Source organism: Candidatus Avelusimicrobium faecicola (genome assembly GCA_900540405.1).
GTDB classification, from domain to species: domain Bacteria; phylum Elusimicrobiota; class Elusimicrobia; order Elusimicrobiales; family Elusimicrobiaceae; genus Avelusimicrobium; species Avelusimicrobium faecicola.
In genome coordinates this window covers 1-22431 of the sequence record UQFW01000020.1, presented here as the reverse complement: position 1 = coordinate 22431, position 22431 = coordinate 1, and the positions used below count along the sequence as shown (strand labels likewise).

19 protein-coding genes are annotated in these 22431 nt (G+C 49.4%); 3 read left to right on the top strand and 16 right to left on the bottom strand.

What is annotated here, in order from left to right:
* Positions 1-74: 74 nt before the first annotated feature.
* The 6 genes from ACQY18_RS03130 to ACQY18_RS03105 form a co-directional block, all read right to left on the bottom strand.
* Positions 75-1061 (bottom strand): electron transfer flavoprotein subunit alpha/FixB family protein, encoded by a 987-nt coding sequence (locus ACQY18_RS03130; protein ID WP_428038821.1) that lies wholly within the window; start codon positions 1059-1061, stop codon positions 75-77.
* A gap of 15 nt (positions 1062-1076) precedes the next feature.
* The gene (locus ACQY18_RS03125; protein ID WP_176777025.1) at positions 1077-1874 is read right to left on the bottom strand and encodes an electron transfer flavoprotein subunit beta/FixA family protein; all 798 of its coding nucleotides are present in this window, start codon (positions 1872-1874) and stop codon (positions 1077-1079) included.
* Positions 1875-1887: 13 nt separating this feature from the next.
* Positions 1888-3117: an acyl-CoA dehydrogenase family protein gene (locus ACQY18_RS03120; protein ID WP_428038820.1), complete on the bottom strand. Its 1230-nt coding sequence runs from the start codon at positions 3115-3117 to the stop codon at positions 1888-1890.
* On the bottom strand, positions 3077-4351 hold the full coding sequence (locus tag ACQY18_RS03115; RefSeq protein WP_428038819.1) for a glycosyltransferase family 4 protein: 1275 nt from the start codon (positions 4349-4351) through the stop codon (positions 3077-3079). The genes ACQY18_RS03120 and ACQY18_RS03115 overlap by 41 nt, the downstream gene beginning before the upstream one ends.
* A gap of 1 nt (position 4352) precedes the next feature.
* Positions 4353-6548, bottom strand: coding sequence for a SpoIID/LytB domain-containing protein (locus ACQY18_RS03110; protein WP_428038818.1), 2196 nt, complete (start codon positions 6546-6548; stop codon positions 4353-4355).
* 92 nt (positions 6549-6640) lie between these two features.
* Complete coding sequence (locus ACQY18_RS03105; protein WP_428038817.1) at positions 6641-8428, bottom strand: ABC transporter ATP-binding protein; 1788 nt, start codon at positions 8426-8428, stop codon at positions 6641-6643.
* Between the two features lie 177 nt (positions 8429-8605).
* Here ACQY18_RS03105 and ACQY18_RS03100 point away from each other — a divergent pair, with 177 nt between their 5' ends.
* On the top strand, positions 8606-8986 hold the full coding sequence (locus ACQY18_RS03100) for a TraR/DksA C4-type zinc finger protein (protein ID WP_176777029.1): 381 nt from the start codon (positions 8606-8608) through the stop codon (positions 8984-8986).
* Positions 8987-9068: 82 nt separating this feature from the next.
* On the opposite strand, the gene ACQY18_RS03095 is transcribed toward ACQY18_RS03100, so the two are convergent.
* Together ACQY18_RS03095 and ACQY18_RS03090 are read right to left on the bottom strand one after the other, a co-directional pair.
* Positions 9069-9941: an RDD family protein gene (locus tag ACQY18_RS03095; RefSeq protein ID WP_428038816.1), complete on the bottom strand. Its 873-nt coding sequence runs from the start codon at positions 9939-9941 to the stop codon at positions 9069-9071.
* Between the two features lie 100 nt (positions 9942-10041).
* A complete protein-coding gene (locus ACQY18_RS03090; protein WP_428038815.1) occupies positions 10042-11682 on the bottom strand; it encodes a solute:sodium symporter family transporter in 1641 nt (546 codons plus the stop codon).
* Positions 11683-11888: 206 nt separating this feature from the next.
* Between ACQY18_RS03090 and ACQY18_RS03085 the strand changes: the two genes are divergently transcribed.
* Complete coding sequence (locus tag ACQY18_RS03085; RefSeq protein WP_428038814.1) at positions 11889-12425, top strand: LemA family protein; 537 nt, start codon at positions 11889-11891, stop codon at positions 12423-12425.
* Between the two features lie 71 nt (positions 12426-12496).
* Here the strand turns inward: ACQY18_RS03085 and ACQY18_RS03080 are convergent, their stop codons facing one another.
* The 5 genes from ACQY18_RS03080 to ACQY18_RS03060 are packed head-to-tail and all read right to left on the bottom strand — an operon-like array spanning position 12497 to position 17768.
* Entirely contained in the window at positions 12497-13048 is a 552-nt protein-coding gene (locus tag ACQY18_RS03080; protein WP_428038813.1) for a LemA family protein, read from the bottom strand.
* A 49-nt stretch (positions 13049-13097) separates the two neighbouring features.
* Positions 13098-14159 (bottom strand): M48 family metalloprotease, encoded by a 1062-nt coding sequence (locus ACQY18_RS03075; protein ID WP_428038812.1) that lies wholly within the window; start codon positions 14157-14159, stop codon positions 13098-13100.
* Positions 14159-15160, bottom strand: coding sequence for a M48 family metallopeptidase (locus ACQY18_RS03070; RefSeq protein ID WP_428038811.1), 1002 nt, complete (start codon positions 15158-15160; stop codon positions 14159-14161). Before ACQY18_RS03070 ends, ACQY18_RS03075 begins: the two co-directional genes overlap by 1 nt.
* 10 nt (positions 15161-15170) lie before the next feature.
* Positions 15171-15734: a LemA family protein gene (locus tag ACQY18_RS03065; RefSeq protein ID WP_428038810.1), complete on the bottom strand. Its 564-nt coding sequence runs from the start codon at positions 15732-15734 to the stop codon at positions 15171-15173.
* Between the two features lie 12 nt (positions 15735-15746).
* Positions 15747-17768: an LTA synthase family protein gene (locus ACQY18_RS03060; RefSeq protein WP_428038809.1), complete on the bottom strand. Its 2022-nt coding sequence runs from the start codon at positions 17766-17768 to the stop codon at positions 15747-15749.
* Positions 17769-17863: 95 nt separating this feature from the next.
* Between ACQY18_RS03060 and hydG the strand changes: the two genes are divergently transcribed.
* The gene (gene hydG / locus ACQY18_RS03055) at positions 17864-19246 is read left to right on the top strand and encodes a [FeFe] hydrogenase H-cluster radical SAM maturase HydG (RefSeq protein ID WP_428038808.1); all 1383 of its coding nucleotides are present in this window, start codon (positions 17864-17866) and stop codon (positions 19244-19246) included.
* Positions 19247-19391: 145 nt separating this feature from the next.
* Here hydG and ACQY18_RS03050 read toward each other — a convergent pair whose 3' ends face one another.
* The 3 genes from ACQY18_RS03050 to ACQY18_RS03040 form a co-directional block, all read right to left on the bottom strand.
* On the bottom strand, positions 19392-20312 hold the full coding sequence (locus tag ACQY18_RS03050; protein WP_428038807.1) for a hypothetical protein: 921 nt from the start codon (positions 20310-20312) through the stop codon (positions 19392-19394).
* Between the two features lie 63 nt (positions 20313-20375).
* Positions 20376-21353 (bottom strand): hypothetical protein, encoded by a 978-nt coding sequence (locus ACQY18_RS03045; protein ID WP_428038806.1) that lies wholly within the window; start codon positions 21351-21353, stop codon positions 20376-20378.
* Positions 21331-22353, bottom strand: a complete 1023-nt coding sequence (locus ACQY18_RS03040) for a hypothetical protein (protein ID WP_428038805.1) — start codon at positions 22351-22353, stop codon at positions 21331-21333. Before ACQY18_RS03040 ends, ACQY18_RS03045 begins: the two co-directional genes overlap by 23 nt.
* Positions 22354-22431: the final 78 nt, after the last annotated feature.

The following is a 22431-nucleotide window of genomic DNA, read 5'->3' as shown; positions in this document are numbered from 1 at the left end:
TCAAACGCAAACAAGGGGAAAAATGTTATTTTTCCCCTTGTGCGTTAATCTCTAAATCCTACCAAATGCCGTTATCAATGTAAGGCTTCTAACATGGCGGGGATAACCTCGTATATATCCCCCTCCACCGCATAATTCGCCACTTTCATAATCGGCGCTTGCGGGTCCTTGTTAATCGCCACAATCACATCCGCACCGCTCATACCTGCCATGTGCTGGATTTGGCCGGAAATCCCGCACGCAATATATACTTTGGGTTTTACCGTGCGGCCCGTCAAACCAATCTGGTAGCGGTAATCAATCCAGCCGCTATCCACCGGCGCGCGGCTGGCCGCCACCGCACCGCCCAACCGCTGGGCCAATTTTTTAAGCAAAGTAAATCCTTCCGCCTTTCCAAGCCCGCGCCCGCCGGCTACAATCACTTCCGCTTCCGATAAATCCAAGCCGTCGCCGTCGTTTTTAATGAACTCCACAAACTTGGCTAAAGACGTATATTTATCCGCCTGAAAAGGGAAGTTGACCACTTCACCCCGGCGGCCGGATACGCGCGCGGCTTTTTCATACGCCATGGGGCGCAAGGAACACATCTCCGGGCGGGTATTTTTGCAAGTAATGGTGGCCATTAAGTTGCCGCCGAAAGTGGGGCGGGTGGCATGGAGTTGGCCGTCTTCCGCATTGATTTTTACATCCGTGGCATCTGCCGTTAGGCCGGTGCCTACAAAAACGGCCGTTTTGGCAGAAAGGGAGCGCCCCATATTGGTAGCGGGCAACAAAAATTTGTTGGGTTTGTATTCCCGCACCATGGCGGCCAAAGTTTTGGCGTAAACGTCATCCACATAATTTTGCAAGTGGGCGTCGTCGCACACATACACGGTATCGGCGCCGTATTCAAACAGCTCCGGGATAAATTTTTCTACCTGATACCCCAGCATAACCGCGCATAATTTTTCGCCCAGCGCGTCGGCCAGTTGGCGGCCGGCATGGAGCAGTTCCAACGCGGTGGCACTTAATTTGCCGTGGTTTACTTCCGCTAAAATCCAAACATTTTTCCAATCGTTCATTTGTAAAATCCCCGCTTAAATATAGTTGTTTTCTTTCAGCAAAGCCACCAGATTGGCGGCTTTTTCCTTGCCGTTGGCACCGGGCACCGCTACGGCGCATACATCCCGCTTGGGCACGAAAGATTTTACCACCCGCGTGGGGCAGTTTTTCATACCCAGTTTTGTTTTGTCGGCCTGCACGTCGTCCGCCGTCCATTTGGTAATTTCCGCCCGTTTGGCCAAAATGCGGCCTTTGGGGCTTTTTACGCGGGGTTTGTTGATTTCTTTTACCACGCTTAACACGCACGGAAAGGGAATTTCCAACACGTCCGTACCGTCTTCCGTCAGGCGTTCCACCGTCACGGAGTGGGCGTTGATGTGCAATACTTTTTTTACAAACGCCGCATTGGGCCAGTTAAGCCAGGCGGAAATTTGCGGGCCGATATGGCCGGTATCGCTATCGTTGGTTTGTTTGCCGCAGATAACTAAATCCACAGGCGTAATGGCATTGATTTTTTCAATCCCTTTAGCAAGCGCATAACTGGTGGACCAGGTATCGGACCCGGCAAACGCCATATCCCCCAGTTGGTAGGCTTTATCGGCCCCGCGGGCAATAGAATCACGCAACACGGCTTCCGCTTGCGGCGGCCCCATGGTAATTACGGATACTTGCCCCCCCACCTGCTCTTTTAACGTGACGGCTTCTTCCAGCGCGTATTCGTCAAAGGGGTTCATATCACTGGCGGCACCGGAGCGGATTAAACAACCCGTTTGCGGGTCCACTTTTACATTGTCGGATTTAGGGGTCTGCTTTACACAGGCTACAATATGCATACAAAAAATCTCCTTATTCGCCTTGGGAGGCGTATTCTTTAATCAGCGCGGTGGCAATTTCGTTCTTTTGGATATGCACCGTACCTTCGTAAATTTGGGTAATTTTAGCATCACGCATATATTTTTCCAGCGGGAATTCGCGCGTATAGGCAATTCCGCCGCACAGCGTGACACATTCGTCCGCCACTTCCATAGCCGTATTGGCGCAGAAAAGTTTGGCCTCGGCGCTGTATTTAGTCCAGCGGGCACCTTTGAGCTTTTTAAGCTCGTCATGCACCGGGGTACCGTTTTCCAACGCGGCGGCTACCGCGGGCAGGAACTCGCTATCCATTTTGTGCGTAATGGCATATACCAGTGCGCGGCCGGCTTCCGTCTTGGCGGCCAATTCGGCCACTTTGTGCGCCAACGCCTGGAAAGTAATAATCGGCTGGCCGAATTGCTTGCGGGTGCGCAAATACGGGATAGTTTCGTCCAACGCGCCCTGCGCAATACCCACGGCCTGCGCGGCCACGCCCGGGCGGGAATAGTCCAGCGTTTCCTGCAAATACAAAAGGCCGCGGCCCTCGCTGCCCAGCAAATTGGCTTTGGGCACGCGCACATTTTCAAAAATCAGCTCGTACGTCGGGTTGGTGCGAATCCCCATTTTCTGTTCTTTTTTACCAAACGTAAAGCCGGGGGTGCCCTTTTCAATGACTAAAAGGGAAATACCGCGCGCCCCGCGGGACGGATTGGTATTGACGGCTACGGTGTAAAAATCGGCCTCTTTGCCGGTAGAAATAAAATGTTTGGTGCCGTTTACCACATAATAATCGCCGTCTTTCGTGGCGGTGGTTTTAAGGGCGGTCGCGTCGGACCCGGCTTCCGGCTCCGTTAAGGCAAAGGCCCACAGCTTTTTGCCGGTAGCCAAATCATAGCACCAGCGTTCGCGCTGTTCGGCCGTAGCGGCCAAAAACATGGGGATAGCGCCCAGGGCCGTAGTACCCGGCGTAAGCGCCAACCCCGCGCACACGCGGGAAAGCTCTTCAAACGCCATAGCCAGGCAGGTAATCCCCCCACCTAAGCCGCCGTATTTTTCCGGCAGCCACAGGCCGAACATACCCGATTTGCGGTATTCTTCCAGCATTTCATGGCTAAATTCTTCTTTGGCGTCCATTTCCGCACGGAGCGGTTTTAATTTTTTTTGGGCCAGTTCGCGGGTGGCGTTAAGCACCTCTTGTTCCAGCTCGTTCATTGCGTAATCCATGGTTATCTCCCGGTTTGAAATGTTTGAAATATTTTTTGCCGGAGCGAAAAAAGCGCCGGCGGCCCGCCATTTTTTTGGAAGGCGGCACCAAACTGCGGTACAAATGTTCCTGCTTTTTAATCATGGCAGGAATGGCAAATTCCGAAAAGTCCCGCTTATCAATAGCGGCTTCAAAACGCTCACGCAACGCTTTATGGCGCAAAAGCACTTTTATTTTTTCCGCCAGGCCGCTAATATCGCTGGGGCGCACCAAAAAGCCCGTTTTATTGTTGGTAATCACTTCGCCAATACCGTCTACATCATAGCATACGGCGGGCACGCGCATAGACATCGCCTCCAGTAAAGACATCGGCAACCCCTCGCGCAAAGAAACGCTTACATATACATCACTAATGGCTAAAAGTTCCAGCACATCACTGCGCCAACCGGGCATAATCACTTGTTTTTCTATGCCCAAACTGCGCACCAGTTTTTCGGTCGTTTCTTTTAATTCGCCGTCACCCGTATAAATAAAATATACGTTTTTCATCTGCATTAGCACTTTATGGGCCGCCAACACAAAATGGAGCGGGTTTTTAAGCGGTTTGAAATTGGCAATCGCCAGTACCACCTTGGCTTTGGGCGGAATATGCAGGGAGGCGCGCTTGGCGGCCGGGTCAAAATGAATCGGCAGTACGGGGCGGAAATTTACCCCGGCGCGGATAAGCTCACTGCGCACACCTTTGCCAATCCCCAATTTTTTGGCCTCTGCCGCATTACGGCGGGACACAAACACCAGTACATCCGTCAGGCGGGCGCAGAATTTTTCCACGCTGACAAACGCCTTAAAACGCTTTTCGCCCTGTTCCTTGGCAAAACCCAACCCGTGGAAGGTATGCACCACTTTGGCTTTGCGCCAAAAAATCCGCGCGGCAATACGCCCCAAAATACCCGCTTTGGGGGCGTTGGTGTGGATAATATCCGGCTTTACGCGGCGCATTAACAGCCCCATTTGCACGGTAGCCAGTGCGTCATGCAGCAGCCATTTCAGGCACACATCATGGCGCAGGGCGGAAATGAAAAACAGGTTTTTGACTTCGTTTTTGATTTTTCCGTCTAAACGCCCGCCTTGTCCGGCGGCTAAATAAGGCTCAAACTGCTGTTTATTCAGCCCTTTTAAGGTAGTCAGCACGCTGGCTTGGGCGCCGCCCAAATCCAAACGCGTAATAAAATAGAGTATTTTTGTTTTTTCCATATTAATTTATTTTTCCTGTTTTGGTATCTAACAGGCGTGCCTCGGGAAAGTAATATTTAATAATGCCCAAATAATTGAGCCCTTGCTTGGCAAGCCCTTGCGCCCCTTGCAGGCAGAGCCCGCTACCCAGCCCGGTGTCATACCCGCGGATAAGCAACGAGCGGATATTTTTGCCTTTATAAAAAGGGGCCGCATCAAAAAAGTCGGACCGCAAAGACCCGGCCCCCAAAAGGAAAGAAATTTCCTGCGGGGTTTGGGCCACATATTCGCCCTTACTGCCTGTAAAACGCAAGGTTAAAATCCGCCCGTTAGCGGTGCGTTTTAACGGCTCCAAGGCGCGCAAACGGCCGAATTTTGTTTTTTGGGCCAGGCGTTCTTCCACGTCTTTGGCATCTATCCAATAGGCCCATTTTACGCCGGACCATTGGGTAGAATCCTGCGGTTTGGAAACTAAATCCGCCGGAGGATTGGCCAACATATATTTAGCCGCATTGGCCGGAGAAAACGCATACGCGGGTTTGGTTTGCGTATTGGTAATGGTATCCGCCCCCAGCGGGCCGCAATCCGCATATACGCCGGGCACGGCGCCCAATAACCGCACCCCGGCACTCTGGCGGGCGGCCTCCAACAAGTTGGGGAATACCAAATTAATCCCGTTGAATTTGAAAACCTCGCTGTTATCCGTAATGTGGTACGCGGCCTGCGGGTTGGTTTCCACCTCCGCCAGCAGGGCCGAACGCAACACCACGGCAAGAGCGCGCAAGGCTTCTTCTTCCCGCACGTCTTGTGCGCGGGCCGCCAATAAAGCAGGCACCAAATCTTCCGCGCGCACGGTATTAATCAGTGTCATACCGCCCGTCTGCGGAATAACGGTCAAAGCGCCTTTCAGCTCTTTATCGCTCAAATCCGCGGCGAACAGGTCTTGCATCTGTGCATCCCGCACCAGTAAAGTGCGGTCGTCTTGTTCCAACACAAAAGTAAACGGACGTTTGGCCGAAAATTCCACCTGGCCTTTACCGTCCATAATATCCACCGCATTTGTCTGCGGGTTATACACTAATTGGCGCAGTTGGAAAGCGGCCACATTTTTTACGGTGCCGAGCTTTTCGTCCTGCACGCGGGCCGGGCCGGAAGCCACCAATTTAACCGATTGCAACACCGCCGGAGCGGGACTCCCGCGCAAGCCGTACAAGGCCATGCGCACCGTGGGAGAATCCACCGATTCCACCCGCGCGGCAATGGGGGTTTCCAACCGCAAATAATACAAATAATCTTCCGCCTTGGCGCCTAATTCTTTTTGATATTTGGCGGTTTTTTGGGCCAAACGCGCGTTTTGCGGGTCTAATGCGTGCAACGTGGCGTAATACTGCCACGCCTGCAACGTGTTTTTATTTTTTTCCGCCAGAGAGGCCAATAATTTTACGGCGGCGTAATTGTTGGAGTCATGCTCCAAAGCCTGCTGTAAAAACACCGGGGCCAACCGCGCGGAACCTTTTATATGCACGGCAGACGCGCCCAATAAATACGCCGTTAAAGAGATAGAATACGGGTCCGCCGTGTACAAATACTGCAAGGCTTCGGCCGCTTTTTTGTAATCTTTGGCTAAATAAAAACTAACGGCACTGCCCAACTTGGCGGAAGAAACATACTCAAAATCGGCCGTTAAATACATCACGTCCGCAAAGGCTTGGCGGGCTTTTTTATATTTGCCCATTTCCAACAAAATCCAGCCGCTTTGCAAAACGGGGTACGGGTCGTCCGGCAGTAATTTAGCCGCCTGGCGGGCGTGTTTTAAGGCTTGTTTTAATAGTCCGCGCTGTACGGAAAGAACGGCCAGTTCCCGGTTAGCGGCGGCGGCCACGGCCGCGTTGGGGTCCTGCTCAAAACCTTTGTAAGAAAAATAGCACTCGTCCGTTTCCCCCTGGCGGCATTTTTCCGCCGCGCCGGAAAGTTCCTGCGGGAACGAGTAATCCAGCACGCTCTTAAATAAAGCGGGGTCACTCAATTTAGATTGCATTTTTACCGCCGTGAGCGAAGTGATCGTCGTGACGCGCACAGGGGCATCCCCGGCGGGGGCAGTGCCCGCAGGAGCGGAAAGCGGTTGATTGGCGGCCGGAGGGACCGCATCAAAAATAGAGCCCCAAGCCACCGCGGTAAACACCAGCGGCAGGGCGGCGGAAATTGCGTATTTTCTCATATACAAATTATAACAAATTCCCCCTCTGTTTAGGGGCAAAAAAACGCCCCGCTGTTTTGGCAACGGGGCGCCCTTTTGAAAATGACCCGGCTTTATTGTTTATGCTTAAATTGCGCGTTGTATAAAGCGGCGTACGCCCCATTGGGAATTTTTAACAGTTCTTCATGGGTGCCGCGTTCCACAATTTCGCCCTGGTTCAGCACTACAATCATATCCGCATTTACTACGGTAGACAGGCGGTGCGCAATCACAAACACCGTTTTGTTTTTAGTCAGGTTATCCAACGCTTTTTGCACCACCGCTTCGGACTTGTTATCTAGCGCGCTCGTGGCTTCATCCAACACAATGACCGGGGCGTTTTTGATAAACGCGCGAGCAATGGCTACCCGCTGGCGTTGCCCGCCGGAAAGCGTAATGCCGCGTTCGCCCAGTACCGTATTTAAGCCGTCTTTCAAAGAGGCAATAAATTCGTCCAAATGGGCGTGCTTTACGGCTTCTTTCAAATCCGCTTCCGTAGCGCCGGGGCGGCCGATTAAAATGTTATCGCGGATGGTTCCGCTAAACAGGAAGTTATCCTGGAATACCACGGCAATTTGGTCACGCAGGGAGGCAAGTTCCACCTCCCGCACGTCCACGCCGTCCACCGTCACGCGGCCTTGTTGCGGGTCATAAAACCGCGGGAGCAGGCTGACAATGGTGGATTTCCCGCCGCCGGAGTTGCCCACAAACGCCACCGTTTTACCCACGGCAGTTTTTAAGTTAATGTTTTTAAGCACCGGCACGCCGGGTTTATATTCAAAGGAAACATTTTCAAAGGCAATTTCCTTTTGGATACCGGCCAGTTTGCGGGCGCCGGGTTTATCCGAAATTTTGGTTTTAAGGGAGAAAATTTCAAAAATACGGTCAATCGCCAAAAACGCTTTTTTAATATCCACATAGTTATCCCCCATGGTTTTAACCGGGGTATACAGCATTAAAAGCGCCGTGACAAAAGAGGTAAAATTACCGCTGGTAATGGTGCCTTTTACAATCATGGAACTGCTCTGCCAGAACACGAGCGCCAACCCCAAAGACACTATAAAGTGCATCACCGGGGACAGCCACCCCGTGTGTTTAATCATGCCCATATTCAGGTTGAAGGCTTCGTCCATTAAGTGGTTAAAGCGGACTTCCTGGTCTTTTTGCAAGTTATAGGCGGCAATCGTGCGGTTGCCGTTGTAGGCTTCGTTATAAGCGCGCATGGCAATAGAGCCTACAATAACCGCATCCCGCACCAATTCTTCCAGTTTTTTGCGCACAATAAAAATCAGCCCGCCGGCCACCGCAAACGCACCGATGGCAATAAAAGTAAGCTGCCAGGAGTTATACAGCAATACCCCAATCAGCGTGACGGACGAAAACACGCGGGTCACAATCATACGCAGGTTGTTAATCAGGCCGTTGCAGGCGGTGTCGGCGTCGCCGTTAAAGCGCATCATTACAAAGCCGGAGTCCACCTGGTCAAAATAACCGCTGTGCATGGTGAGCAGTTTTTCAAACAGTTTTTTGCGCACCCCCAGGGTAATTTTGTTGCCCACCCAGGTATTGAGGTACTTTACCAAATAGGTCAGCACGCTTTGCACCAGCACAAACACAATAATTAAAAGCGGTATCCACGCGGCAAAAAACGCATCTTTTTTAACAAGTACATCGTCCGTGTAATACTTCATAAACATAGCCACTGTGGCATCCAGCGCGCCCACCGGCAAGGCCAGCACCAGGCCCAACACAGCCCGGAACCAGTACGGCTTTACAAACGGCCACATTTTTTTATAATTTACCACCAGCGGATTTTTGAACAGCAAATCCCGGACCGGCAGTTTTAATAAATTGGTTTTCATAGGAAATAAACTCCAGAAATGGGTATATTTTAGATTATAACAATTACGGTCTGCTTTGTCCTGTTTTTGGAGGGGTTGAAAAATCGGGCGTACTTTGCTAAACTAATCAAACGGCCCGGAAACGCAACCCGCGTTTACCCGGCCTAAAATTTAATATACATTCAACAAGGGGACGTTATGGTGACTAAAAAAGTAAATAAAGACGCGCTTACCGCTGCCGAAATTAAAACAATTAAGGCACATCTCTTGGAGTTGCGGGATGATGCGGCCGCGCGCCTGAAAGACAAAAAAAATATGGATATGCCGGACAATGAGGTGGGGGACCCCATTGACGACGCTTCCAAAAGTTTAGATAAAGAAATTTTGTTTGAACTTTCCGGCAATGCCCATAAAACGCTGGACCAAATTGAAGCCGCTTTGCGTAAAATAGACAAAGGCATTTACGGCATTTGCGAATACTGCCGCCAGCCGATTCCTAAAAAACGCATTAAAGCGTTGCCTTTTGCGCGTTATTGCATTAACTGCCAACACACTACCGAAGCGCACCACATGCATTAATTGCGCGCCAAACCTTATTCAAACCGATGAAAAAACCCCGCCGAAAAAGCGGGGTTTTTTAATAAACAAGCAAAACAGCCGGTTATCTGTCCCGGTACGGGATAAACACCACCTGCGTATGGCGGGTATCTTTTGCGCGGGCAATAATTTTATAAGTATTGCGCGATACGCCCAACTTAAACCCGCGCCTATCCAACGTGCGTTGGATGTCCCGCTGGAATTGCACCGGGTCGCCGGATAACAGCACCAGGCGTTGCAAATCGTTCGTAAAATAGCCGTATTGGGAACGGTGGATTTCCTGCAACAGGGATAAATCTTCCAGCGTTTTTTGGGCGCGGTCAATATACGCGAGTTGTACGGCGGAACCCTTGGCAAACGTCTGCGAATAAAACACGCCCGCATAGGCGGCGATAATAGCCAGCCCCGTCAGCGTGATGGCCACGGTTTCCATAATGCCTTTCGGGCGCAGGCGCACCACTACGGAGCGGCCCATAAAATCCTCTAGCGCGCGTTTGCGTTCTTCAAAAAACGCCATTAAAAACCCGCACATCAGCAGGCCCGCGCTGAAATAATACCCCACACTGCGCAGTAGCGCCCGCATAAAGCCGATAGGGGCTTCGGAGTCGTCGGCAGAGGCAACGGCAATCCCCACCAATTTTTTACCTAAAGGCACTCTCCCCCCGCAGGAAAAAACCGCCATATACAGCACAAACACCGCATTTAATAACCCCGTTAAGGCGTAAATATGGGCCATTTCCAACTCCATATTGCGCGTAGCCAACATCAGAATTACCTGGCCGGGAATCATAATCAGGCCGTAATCAATCAGCAAGGCTACAAAGCGTTCCATTAACGAGGCATACTCCACCTGCGGCGCCTGCTGCGCCGGGGTTTGCACGCGGGCGGGCGAATCATTAAAAACATTAATCCGGGTTTCGGGCATATTTTCGGGCATAAATTAAAATCTCCTGTTTACTATTTTATTATAACAACTTTTCCCGGGGTAAAACAAAAGGGGCTCCCTTAACGGGAGCCCCGGCTTATCTTAAAATCCGTCAGGCGGCTATCCCTAACGAAGAAAACAACACATACACCAAAAATACACAAACCACAATGCCAATGCTCATGGTGATGCCCAATTTCCACGGGGTAATATCCACCACTTGCAAATCTTTGGAATCGTCGTATTTATTGGCGGACGGCCAGAAAATGCCCGTCACATACATAAACACTACGCTGATAACAAACAGCACCGCCATAATGTGCAGGAAGTGCCAGCCGGAAAAAGCAGACAGCCAGCCGATACTGTCCTTCCACGCCATAAAGCCCAGGCTGGACGGCAGCTGCGTAATGCCGTACACCACAATAAAAAAGCCTAACGTGGCTTTAGCGGCCCACGCGGGCGCTTTTTTATTGAGCATACCAAAAATAATCAGCGTGAAAATCGGCACGTTGTAAAAACCGTTTACCATTTGCAAATAGTTAAACAGGCCGGACGGCGCTTTAGCAATCAGCGGCGCCACACACATAGAAAACACCGCTAGTCCAATACCCACCCATTTGCCTTTACGCACGAGTTCTTCGTCCGTGGCTTGGGGGCGGAACGGTTTGTATACATTAAGCATAAACAAGGTGGAAGTAGAGTTCAGCGCCGCATTAAACGAGCTTAAAATGGCCCCGAACAGCACCGCCGCAAAAAAGCCGATTAAGTAAGTGGGCAGTACGGTATTTACCAACATGGGGTACGCCATATCCCCCACCGCCAACGGTTTATCCTGGAAGATGTGGAACGCCACAATGCCCGGAATAATCAAATACAAGGGGCCAATCAGCTTAAACGTGGCGGCCAACAAAAGCCCTTTTTGGCCTTCTTTTAAGTTTTTGGCGGCCAAAGCGCGCTGGATAATGGTTTGGTTGCAACCCCAATAAAACAGGTTGACCAAAAACATCCCCGTAAACATGGTGGCAAAGGGCACCGGGTCCCCCGCGCCGCCAATGGCGTTGAATTTTTCCGGGTGGGCCTGCACCACGGTAGAAATCCCGGTAAGCATATTGCCGTCACCCACATACATCAGGGCGAAAATCGGCACCATAAGCCCGCCAAAAATCAACCCGATACCGTTGAGCGTATCGGCCACCGCCATAATGCGAAGCCCGCCGAAAATGGTATACAAGCACCCCAAAACCCCAATGGCTACTACCACCACCACAATGGATTGCATGGCCGAAATTTGGAAGGTATCCATAATGTTAAAAATACCGCCCATACCAATCGCGCCAGAATACAACACAGTGGGGAGCAAAATAAGCACATAGCCGGCCAAAAACAGGAAGTTTACAAACTGTTTGGTGACGGCGTCATAGCGCTCGCCGATAAAATCCGGGATAGTGGCATAGCCTTTTTTTAAGTAGCGCGGCAGGAAGAAAAACGCCACGATAATCAGCGCCAGCGACGCGCCGACTTCGTACCCCATGCCGGACATATTAAACATATACCCCTGCCCATTTAACCCTACCATTTGCTCGGTAGACAGGTTAGTAAGCAGGAGGGATGCGGCAATCACCCACCCGGTTAGTCCTCTGCCGGCTAAAAAATAGCCTTCGGAGGAGGAGGTATCATTTTTGCGCGTCAGATAATAGGAAAGCCCCAACACCAACGCGGTAAACCCTACAAAGGAAGATACTGTTAGCAGCATAATTTCTCCACAAGTATTTGAGTTGTTTTTGTCCGGCGCCGGGGTCAAACCGATTTATCCAAGGCCGGCACCGGACACGGCTAAAAACCCTTGATAAATCGTTTAGGAACGGATATACTCTAATTTATAACAGGTATCCGCAGGCGGATACTCCTAACATTGTAAAATTAAAAAAACGGCTCGTCAACTGGTTTAAGGGGGTATTTATGCTCGTCAGTTTTTTTATAGGTTTTATGTTAGCGCTGGTGGTCATCCTGGCGGTGGCCTGCCGCAAATTGACCGCCCTATATAAAGCCACCCAAACCGCCTGGCTAAAGCTGGACAGCCGCCTGAAAAACAGGGGTGAACTTCTCCCGCTTTTGGCCCTTAGCGCCGCTGCCTGGCCGGAAGTGGACCGCGCCTTGATTTACGCACTGAAAAATTTAAGAGAGGACTGCCGCCAAGCCAACACCCTGCCGCGCCGGATTGCGTGCGAAAAAGAAGTGACCTGCAAGCTAAAACAAATTTTTACGGCGGTACAAAACAACACCGCCCTGCAACAAGACCCGCCGTTCATCAAACTGCAACGCACCCTTATTTTGGCGGAACACCATGCCGAAAGAGCCAAACGCCGCTATAATAACGCCGTGCGGGATTTTAATACGCTGGCCCATACGATTCCGCTTAATCTGCTGGCGGCTATGTTTGAGTTATCCCCCCGGGAATATTTTGATTTTCAGGAAAGCCTGCCCAAAAGCCATTAAACCGCCCACTATGCAAAAGCGCCCCGGCACCAACTGCCCGGGGCACTTTTTGATAAAAGCCTAAAAAATAATTAACCGTTCAAATCTTCCGGCTTGAGCGGGGGCGCCTCAAACAGGGCTACTTGCTCCGTTTTGCACAGGGCGCAAATGATGTTGGCCGGGAAGCGCTCCGCCAGGTTATTAAAAACCATGGCCGCCCCGTTATATTGGTTGCGCAAAACCGCTATTTTTTGGCTGGACTCCGCCACTTCCTGCCGGGCGCCCTGCCAGCGGGCATCCGTTTTTAACGCCGGGAAAGCCGTTTCCATACTTTCCGCCGCGGCCAACACGCCCAAGAACGTATCTTCGCGCGAAGCCACCTGCTGTACATCATCTAACCGTACCGTTTGCTCGTCCAACACGGCGGACAAGGCTTTTACAAACGGCTCGCCCGGTTTCAACGCAAACGCAATTTCCAACATACGCGCCGCCGCATTCTGCCGGGCGCGGATATGGGAGCAAATACCTTTCCAGGCGGCGGTCATTTCCACCTGTAATTGGAATTGTTTTTCCCGCGTGGGTTTCCATATTTTAACGTATACCACCGCCCCCACTACGCCTACAACCGCTAAATCTAACAACATAATGCTAAAATTCCTCCTGTTATCAAATTATAAACTGCTTCAAATTCGTTTATGCCCGGCCGTCCATTTCTTTCAGCGCGGCCAGCCGTACAGCCATGGGCGGGTGTGTGGCCGCCAGGCCGGACAGTTCCAACAGCAAACTGCTCCGCGCCCGCGGGCTGGCAATACAAAGCCCCACCATACTGGGGTGCAAATCTAAAATTTCAACCCGGCTGTCTTTGGATATTTTTTCCAACGCGCTGATAAGCGCGCCCGTATTGCGGCACAAAAGCACCGCCTGGGCATCGGCCCGCAATTCACACTCGCGCGAAACCGCCAAATTCATCAGCGGGCACACGATAAGCCCGATTGCCCAACAAAAAATCCCGGCAAACCCACCGGCTAAAAAGCCCAACAGCCCCGCCTTGCGGTTCAGCACAATACTGGCAAAACACGCCTCCCCCATCAGCACAAACAGCAAAGACGTCACCAACCCCGTCATAATGAGTTTAACATCCCCAAACTGGATATGGGCGGCCTCGTGGCTCAAAACGGCTTCCAACTCCTGTTTGGAAAGTTTTTCCAATAGGCCGCTCGTCACCACAATTGCCGGGCGTTGCGGGTCTGCCCCCGCGGTAAAGGCGTTCAGGCTATCATCCATAATCACATACAACCGGGGCGCCGCCACCCCCGCCGCCTTGCAAGCGGTAGTGGCCAAACGGTATAATTCCCGGTGTTCTGGCTCTTTTAAGCGCACGGCATGGGCGGCGTTCAGCACCATCCATTCCCCGTATTTATAGCCTTTTAATACCCAAAACAGCCCCAACAAAAATACAACCAGCGTCACCCGGTTTGCCAACCCCCGCGCTTTGGTTTTCAGCGCCGCGGCATCCGGCAGGAAATACGCATCCATACGCCCGTCCACGGCGTTATCTATCACATGGTTGATAAGCGTATGGCGGATTTTGGACGTGTAGGATTCCTCGCCGTTTATCGGGTCCGACACAAAAGCCCCCAGGGCAAACGCATAAGAGCCCCACCACGCGGCCACTAAAACCAACACCACAAACACCGCCGAAAGCATAAAAATACGGCGGTTATTGGAGGCTTTGAAATCGTACACGCTGGCCATTATATTCTCCCGTCCATAGCTTCTAAACGGCGGATGCGGTCTTCAATAGGCGGGTGCGTGGCCGTTAAGTTAGAAAGAAACGCAAACACGCCCTGCTTGACCCCCGGGTTTTCTATGCACATGGCGGCCATACTGGCGTGGTCTTTGAGTTCTTCCGTGACGGAATGACCGGAAATTTTACGCAAAGCACTGGCTAACGCGCCCGGGTTGCGGGTAGTTAATGCGGCGGTAGAATCGGCCAGGTATTCGCGCTGGCGGGAAACCGCCAAGCGGATAAGCGGCGCTATAATATAGCCGTACAACATAAAAATAATGCCTACGGCCAGTAAAATCAGGGCGCCTTTATCGTTATCTTTACCGGAAGAACGCCTGGAAACCAAAGCGGACCGGAAACAAATTTCCGCCAGTAATGTAAAAAAGGAAATCCCCGCTACCGTAATAAGCATTAAGCGGATGTCGCGGTTTTCCACATGGGCCATTTCGTGCGCAATAACGCCCTCCAGTTCGGCCCGGTCTAACTTTTCCACCAGGCCCAGGGTGAGCGCCACGGAAGCGTGCTGCGGGTCCCGCCCGGTAGCAAAGGCGTTTAAGCCGCGGTCTTTCATAATATACACACGCGGGGTAGGCAAGCCGCGGGTAATGGCTACATTTTCCACCAAGCGGAACAGCTCCGGCTGGTCTTCGCGGTAAATTTCAATTGCATGGGCGGAATGTAAAATAATCTGGTCCCCAAAAAAGTAAGAGCCCACTGCCCACAGCATGGCCACCCCCCACAAAATAGGAGTCAGCCACAAAAATAAAGAGTTAATGCCGTTTATGTCCGTCAGGTGCGTATAGGCGCACTGGCCCATATCATCACACGCCACATTTACATTACCGAATAAAAAATATTCACCCAGCCACAGCACCCCATAGGTCAGCAGGGCGAACGTCAGCGGGAACAACAAAACAAGCAGCCAAGTGCGCCGCTTGTTTTGTGCAATATATTCATAGGTGGTCATTCATACCCCGTTAGAATTTTACTTTTACCGCCTGGCGGGCTTCCTGTTCCCCCTCGGCCAGTTCAAAAAATTCCGCTTTTTCAAAATGGAACATACCGGCAATAATGTTGCTGGGGAACATTTCCACTTTGTTGTTTAAGTTCATTACGTTTCCGTTATAAAAGCGGCGGGCGGCTTGCAGTTTGTCTTCCGTGTCGCGCAGTTCGCGTTGGAGTTCCAAAAAGTTTTGGTTGGCTTTCAAATCCGGGTAGCTTTCTTTTAAGGCAAACAGAGATTTTAACGCCCCCGTAAGGATGTTTTCGCTCTGCGCTACTTCCTTCATAGAACCGTGCTGGGCCATGGCCATATTGCGCGCTTGAATTACTTTTTCCAGCGTGCCGCTTTCGTGCGCGGCATAGCCTTTTACCGTTTCCACCAAATTGGGGATTAAGTCATAGCGGCGCTTCATTTGCACTTCAATATCGCTCCACGCCTCTTTCACGCGGTTTTTAAGCGTAATAAACGTATTATACGCCATACCAAAATATACAGCTACAACAATTACTATAATTAAAACAATTAATCCTGTGCTCATTTACAAACCCTCCTAGTCGTCTTTTTCATCTCTTTTTTTATTATTATATTCCAAATATTGCGACGTTTCATACAACCCCAACGCCAGTTTTTTCATACGCTCAAAGCGGGCCGGCTCTTTTTTGGAAATATCTTCATTATAAGTATCTTGGGCGTACTTGTAAAGACCTTCCTGCCCGCCTTTGTTATTGTAGAAATATTCCCCCTCCACAAACCCGATGGGGTGCGGCTCGTTGGCCCAGCCGTAAATCAAGGCGCCTTGCGGGTATTCGTTATGGCCCAACACGTCGCGCCCGATAGCGCGCGTAAAATACGGGCGGCCCAAAATGCCCATAATAATCGGCAGAACGTCCACCTGGCTGGCCGTACGGGTAATGACTTTCGGCTCTTTAATGGCCCCGCCCGTCAAAATAAGCGGCACTTGGTGGTTGATTAAATTATGTTCCACATAACCGCGGGGCATATTTTCGGACTGCGGGGCCGAAAGCCCATGGTCCCCAAAAATAACCACTAACGTATTATCCCACCACGGCTCTTTTTCGGCCAGTTTGAAAAACTCCTGCAAAGCATGGTCAGAAAAGCGCAAAGAATTGTACTCCGCCACGCTTACAAAACTGCGTTTGTGGGCCAAATCTTCGCCAATGTCTTTTAATTGGAATCCGGCATTATCTTTAGGGATTGTATACGGGCGGTGGTATCCGGCCGTTTGCACAAAAGCAAAGAACGGCTTTTTATGCTTTTGTTGGTCCTCGGTCAAAATGCGGTCCGCTTCGCGGAACAAGTCCAAATCCGAAATACCCCACACGTCGTTGCGGTGCTCGTTTTGGAACTTGCCTTCTTCGTACATATTAATATCGGTAATGTTATGTTCCAAAATACCGCGAATGTTGCCCCAGCTGGAGCTGCCGCCGATAAAGTAGTATTTTTCATAATCCGTCAGCGCGTTGGCAATAACGTGCTGGTCTACAATCAGCGGGTTGCGGGAGCTGGTTTTGAAAGACGTGACGTCCGGGATACTGGTGACGGTGGCAAACACCGCACGCGCCGTGGCGGAGGTGGGCGTAAAGAAATGGTTAAACAAAACAGAGCGTTTGGATAACGCATTAATAAACGGGGTCGGGTCAATATCCGGGTTCGTCATGGACGTTTTATTCCACGCCAAAGACTCCATAAAAATAACAATCACGTTATAATCTTTTTGCTCAGCCTTGGGTTTAGCCGGAACCGTACGCATAAAGTTGAGCGTTTCTTTATCCGGGTTATCTACCCCTAAAAATTTGGCAACTTCGTCGTAATAGGCTTGTGTTTTTTCCCGGTCAAACGATACATTTTTGGCAAACCGCGCCGTATCAAACAAGTTCATCCCCGGGTTGAGCGTTAAGTTGCAAATAAAGTTATTGGTGGAATGGTACGCATTACTCCACCTTAGCGGATACTGGCTGATTTGCCCGAACATAAGGGCGCCGGTGGCAAGGAGCCCAATAAAGAACCACCCCAATTTGCCTTTCCAGCGGAAAGATTCTTCCTGCGCGAAGGCGCGCACGCACAATTTTTTAACAAAAAAGTAAGCCAATATACCCCATAAAAGGAGCCCCAAAACGGCCCACACCAACGGGTACGTTTCCCACGCCATTTGCAAAGAAATCAGCGGGTTTTCGGAATACTTAAAAATGGAATAGTTAATGCGCATGGAAATATACGCATAGTGGGCGAAATCGGCAAAGTACACTAGCAAAACAGCGGCTTCCAACAGGCCGTAGAGGGCGCTGACCCCTTTTTTAATATAGCGCGCGCCTTTCCAAAACGCGCAAACGGTTAAATATAACCCCAACGGAATGGCTAACGCGCAAGCCAGGCGGGCATCAAACTTGGCCCCCAAATAAAAGGTTTTCCAAAGTTCATGGTACGCCTGCGGCACAAGCGCCGCACGGAAAACAAACAGAAAAATCAAACGCATCAGCGTAAAAAACAGCCAGTTTGCCAGAATAAAACTTGCGTAAGATTTTATCCAGCGGGGAACAACCACTTTTTTCATACAACCTCCAGGGGTAAAAACAGCTTACTTATATGATACCAAAAACAAAAGCATCCCGGCTGACTAAACCGCCCAAAAATTGTAATATAAGAGATATGATTATTGATGACGAAAAACTGCAACGAACCTTGGAACGTGCCAAATCGCACACGGATAGCGAGGTGACGGGAATTTTAGAAAAAGCCAAACAATTAAAAGGCATTACGCTGGAGGAAGCCGCCGTTTTGCTCAACGTGACGGATAAAAACCTCCTGCAAAAGATTTTTGATGCGGCCAAATATGTAAAAGAAGCCATTTACGGCAACCGCATTGTATTATTTGCCCCGCTGTATATTTCCAACATTTGCACCAACGAATGTGTTTACTGCGCGTTCCGCCGCTCCAACACGCACTTAAAACGCCACGCCAGCACCATGGACGAAATCAACCAAGAGGTGACGGCGCTACTAAAGCAGGGCCACAAACGGATTTTAATGGTGGCCGGAGAAGCCTACCCCGGCGGCGGTTTACAGTATGTGTATGATTCCATTAAAGCCATTTACGATACCCGTTGGAACGGGCAAAACATCCGCCGCGTCAACGTAAATATTGCGCCTTTAACGGAGCCGGAATTTGAAGAATTAAAAAAATGCCACATTGGCACCTACCAGCTTTTCCAGGAAACGTACCACAAAGAAACGTACGAAAAATTGCATATTGCCGGAGCCAAAAAGGATTACCAGTTCCGCTTAGACGCCATGGACCGCGCCTTGCAAGCCGGCATTAACGACGTAGGTATCGGGCCGCTCTTGGGGCTCTATGACCATAAATACGAAATTTTAGCCACCCTGGAACACGCCGCGTATTTGGATAAAACTTACGGCGTCGGCCCGCACACCATTTCCATCCCGCGCATTGAGCCGGCGGACGGCTCGGACTTCAGCCAACACCCTAATGATGTGATGAGTACCGAAGAATTCAAAACCTGCGTGGCGGTATTGCGCCTGGCCGTGCCGTACACGGGCATTATTTTAAGCACGCGCGAAACGCCCCAAACCCGCAACGAATGTTTGGAGTTGGGCGTATCGCAAATTTCCGCCGCTTCCCGCGTCAACCCGGGCGGATATTCCTACGATAAACAGAACGGAAGCCAATTCACGCTGACGGACGAACGCACCACCGACCAAGTGATTGAAGCGATTGTGGATGCCAAACACATGCCGTCTTTCTGCACCGGGTGCTACCGCCTGGGCCGCGTGGGTAAAGACTTTATGGATATGGCCAAACCGGGGTTAATAAAAACCCATTGTTTGCCCAACGCCATGTTTACGTTTGCGGAATACCTGTACGATTTTGCGCCGGAAGGGCTCAAAAACAAAGGGCTCAAGTTGATTGCAGAAACCACCCAAGCCAACTTTGCCGAAGGCACCCCCATACGCAAAATGATTGACGAAAACTTGCAAAAAATCAAAGCCGGTAAGCGGGATTTGTACTTTTAATTATCCCGCGTGCGCGGCTTTTAAGCCGTTTGTATTCTATATGAAACTCCCCGGGCTTACGCCCGGGGTTTATTGTGAGCAGTAGTTATAAACAAAAAACCCCGGGCCTTAAAACCCGGGGTATTTTTTATGATGTGTTTCCAAATTAACGCTCAAACGGCATATACGGCGCAAACACCAACGAGTGGCCGTCTTTGGCCAAACTGACACGGCACCAAATCGGTGTATTGTTAGGGCCTTGCACAAAGGCGGAAACTTCCACAAAATCAGAAACCGGGATGTCTTCTTTCGTCACAAAATAGCCGTTATGCCCTTTGGGGCGCCAGTTGCGCACCGTCACAATCACAGGAACTTTGCCCTGGGTAAAGCTATGCAAATAAACATAGTGGAGCGTGCCCTGCGGGTCCGTCGTTAAGTTCGTCTGCTGGGTGTGCATATCTTTTAATAAATCGGAAGATATCGGCATAGTGCCGCCTTGCACCAACCGGGTTTGCAATTCCACCGCGTTGGCCTCGGAGCCGGTATCCCGCGCACGCAGGCCTTTTTTCAGCACATTACGCAACGCTTTTTCGTCTAACCCCATTCCCCGGTACAAATAGATGTTGTTTTTCGGCACCGGCGCACGGCCGACGTCCCCGGTGAAACCGTCCAACGTAAGCCCTTTCATAGAAGATACCGTAATGGCGGCTTGCGGCTGGGTTTTGGGCCACGGAGTAGCCGGGCGCATACCGCGCAATTCCACCGCGCGCCTTAACGCCTGTTGCACATTTTTACCGTTTACCCGCTGTTCATACCAAACCACGGCTTTGGGGTATTTGGCGGCCATTTTGGCTTTGAAATTTTGCGAGGTTGCCCGGGCGGCTTTATGCTCGGCCGCGGCCCCGGATTTAGCTGTTTTAACAGCCACCCCCTCCCACGGAGAATGGGCCGCTTTTTGGGTGGCTTGCTTGCCCAATGTGGCTACGGCTTTTTTAGCCCCTTGAACGCCTTGGGCCTGTACCGGCACGGAGGAAGCCGAAAAGGCCACCCCGGCAGCTAACATAAAAATCAGTATGCGTGTATTCATAAAAATTCTCCTTATACCCATAGTATAACCGAAACTCCCGCCAAAAACCATGGGTCCTTGGACCTATTTTTTACTTGGTTTTTGCAATAAGTGATTTAATAATTTTTCAAAAGCAAAGGTATTTACAAAATAATTTCTTGGATTTTTCTTCAAAATTTCTGTGGCTTGTTCCAGTTGAACCTTACTTTTATCATGCGAGGCGTGAACTAATTTATTTACAAAGATTCCATCCATATATGTAATATAATGCACCTGGGGGTTAGAATCTTGCTGACGGATAAAATCCAGCACCTCTACCACTTGTTTGTCCTGTCCGCCACCGCTTTCTTTCATCGTTTTATGCTCTACAATATATATTTCGGAACCTACTATAAATAATATATCTGGGTTTTTCCCTTGTTTTGCGTCGCGGAAAACAAAAGAAATATTCTTTTGAGTTAGAATGTCCTTGAACAATTTTTTATCTTTTTTATCCGGGAACAGATATGTTTTAGAACCCAATTCTTTATATTTTTTGGCATGAGAAAACCCTAAACCAACCAGTTGTTGCTCTATCTTGCGGATACCGGCCATACCTTTGCGTTTATGAGAATAATTGTCACATAATGTTTGTAAAACTATGTCGGAATATCCATAAGACAAATAAACATCATGCCTTTTAGTTATGTAAGCCTCCAATACATAAAATAAAAAGTCCCGCTTATCGTCTTCCGCTAAATCTTTGTAAATAGAAAAAGACAGGTTATGAACCATAAAATACTGGCAAAAAGCTGAAAAATGAATATTTTTGACTTCCAAAACCCGCATAATTTCCGTCAACAATTTTTGCACTTGTGTATCTGTGCGGGTCAAATGTAAATCTTGGGTTAAAGTGTGGAAAGTACTTATATAGCGTATCAATTTGGCATTTGCTTGTGTAAGGGAATTACTTTGGTGCGCGTTTGTAGGAATAATTAAAATATCATTGGCAGCTGCATACGCTTTATCCAAAAGAGTTTCCGGATGTGAAGCGATTAAATTAAAAAAATCTATATTGTTCATAAGGCTCTCCGTATATTTTTTTATAACTAAGCTCCAAAATAGCCCTTGCAGTTGTATAATCTAAACGCCGTCGGCGCGCGCCAGCCTTGGTGTTCCCTTTGAAAGGAGAAAATATAATATCCGCGGAATTGTGGCGTATTTGACCTAAAATAGCGTTTGCTTGATTGATAAAATTTTCGCGTTGGGAAATTTCTACCGCAATATCAATTAACGAATAAAGCCGTGAACTAACTTTAATGCCTTTGGTCCAATCATAATTAAATTTATCCTTAAAATCAAAAGCAATGGTTTTTTGCGGAGAACTTAAATCAATGGCCCTCAATGCAAGCCACCCATTTTTATCATTAAATTGGATTTTAATATCTTTCGTAGGTTTCAAGCGAAAAGAATTGATTTTTTCTAATGTGTTTACAAATTGCTCGTTTTTATAAACAGATATTTGAGAAGCATTTTTTTCTTTTGCATCAAAACAAGCAACTACCACCGGATAATCAGTATCATAAAAAGGGCTTTGTTCCAATACAGTTAAAGAATGCAAGCGCGTTTTACCATAGAAAGACGTATTAATAAAAGTTTCCGGCACGATTGCCACCACATACTGTTGTGCTTTTAACATTTGCTCTAATGCTAAAAGATAGATATTATCGTAATAAGTATTATGGAAATATACCTGTAAATCCGAAAAAACTTTCTTGCGGGCCGCAGAATAACTGGCGATATACGGTGGATTCGTAATTATAATGGCATTGGGTAGTGACGGAATTTGTTTTAGACTATCATTGATTTGCCAAGGCAACCGCGGGTCTATATCCAAACCCACCGTTTTGTCAAACCCTAACAAGCGCGCCGCTTCCAACAAATCCCCCGCCCCGGCAAACGGGTCATACGCTACGGTACACCCGCTACACAAAATAAAGTCTTTAACCTGTTTTTTTAACCAAATAGATTCTTTAGTAAAAAACTGGCCCAAAATAACTTTTTTTGTATCTGCCTTTTCCATAATTCACTTTAATTCTATGTTATTTTTTACTTATTTTCAAAATAGTTGATTTGCATGGCGGCGCGGACGGCGTGCAGT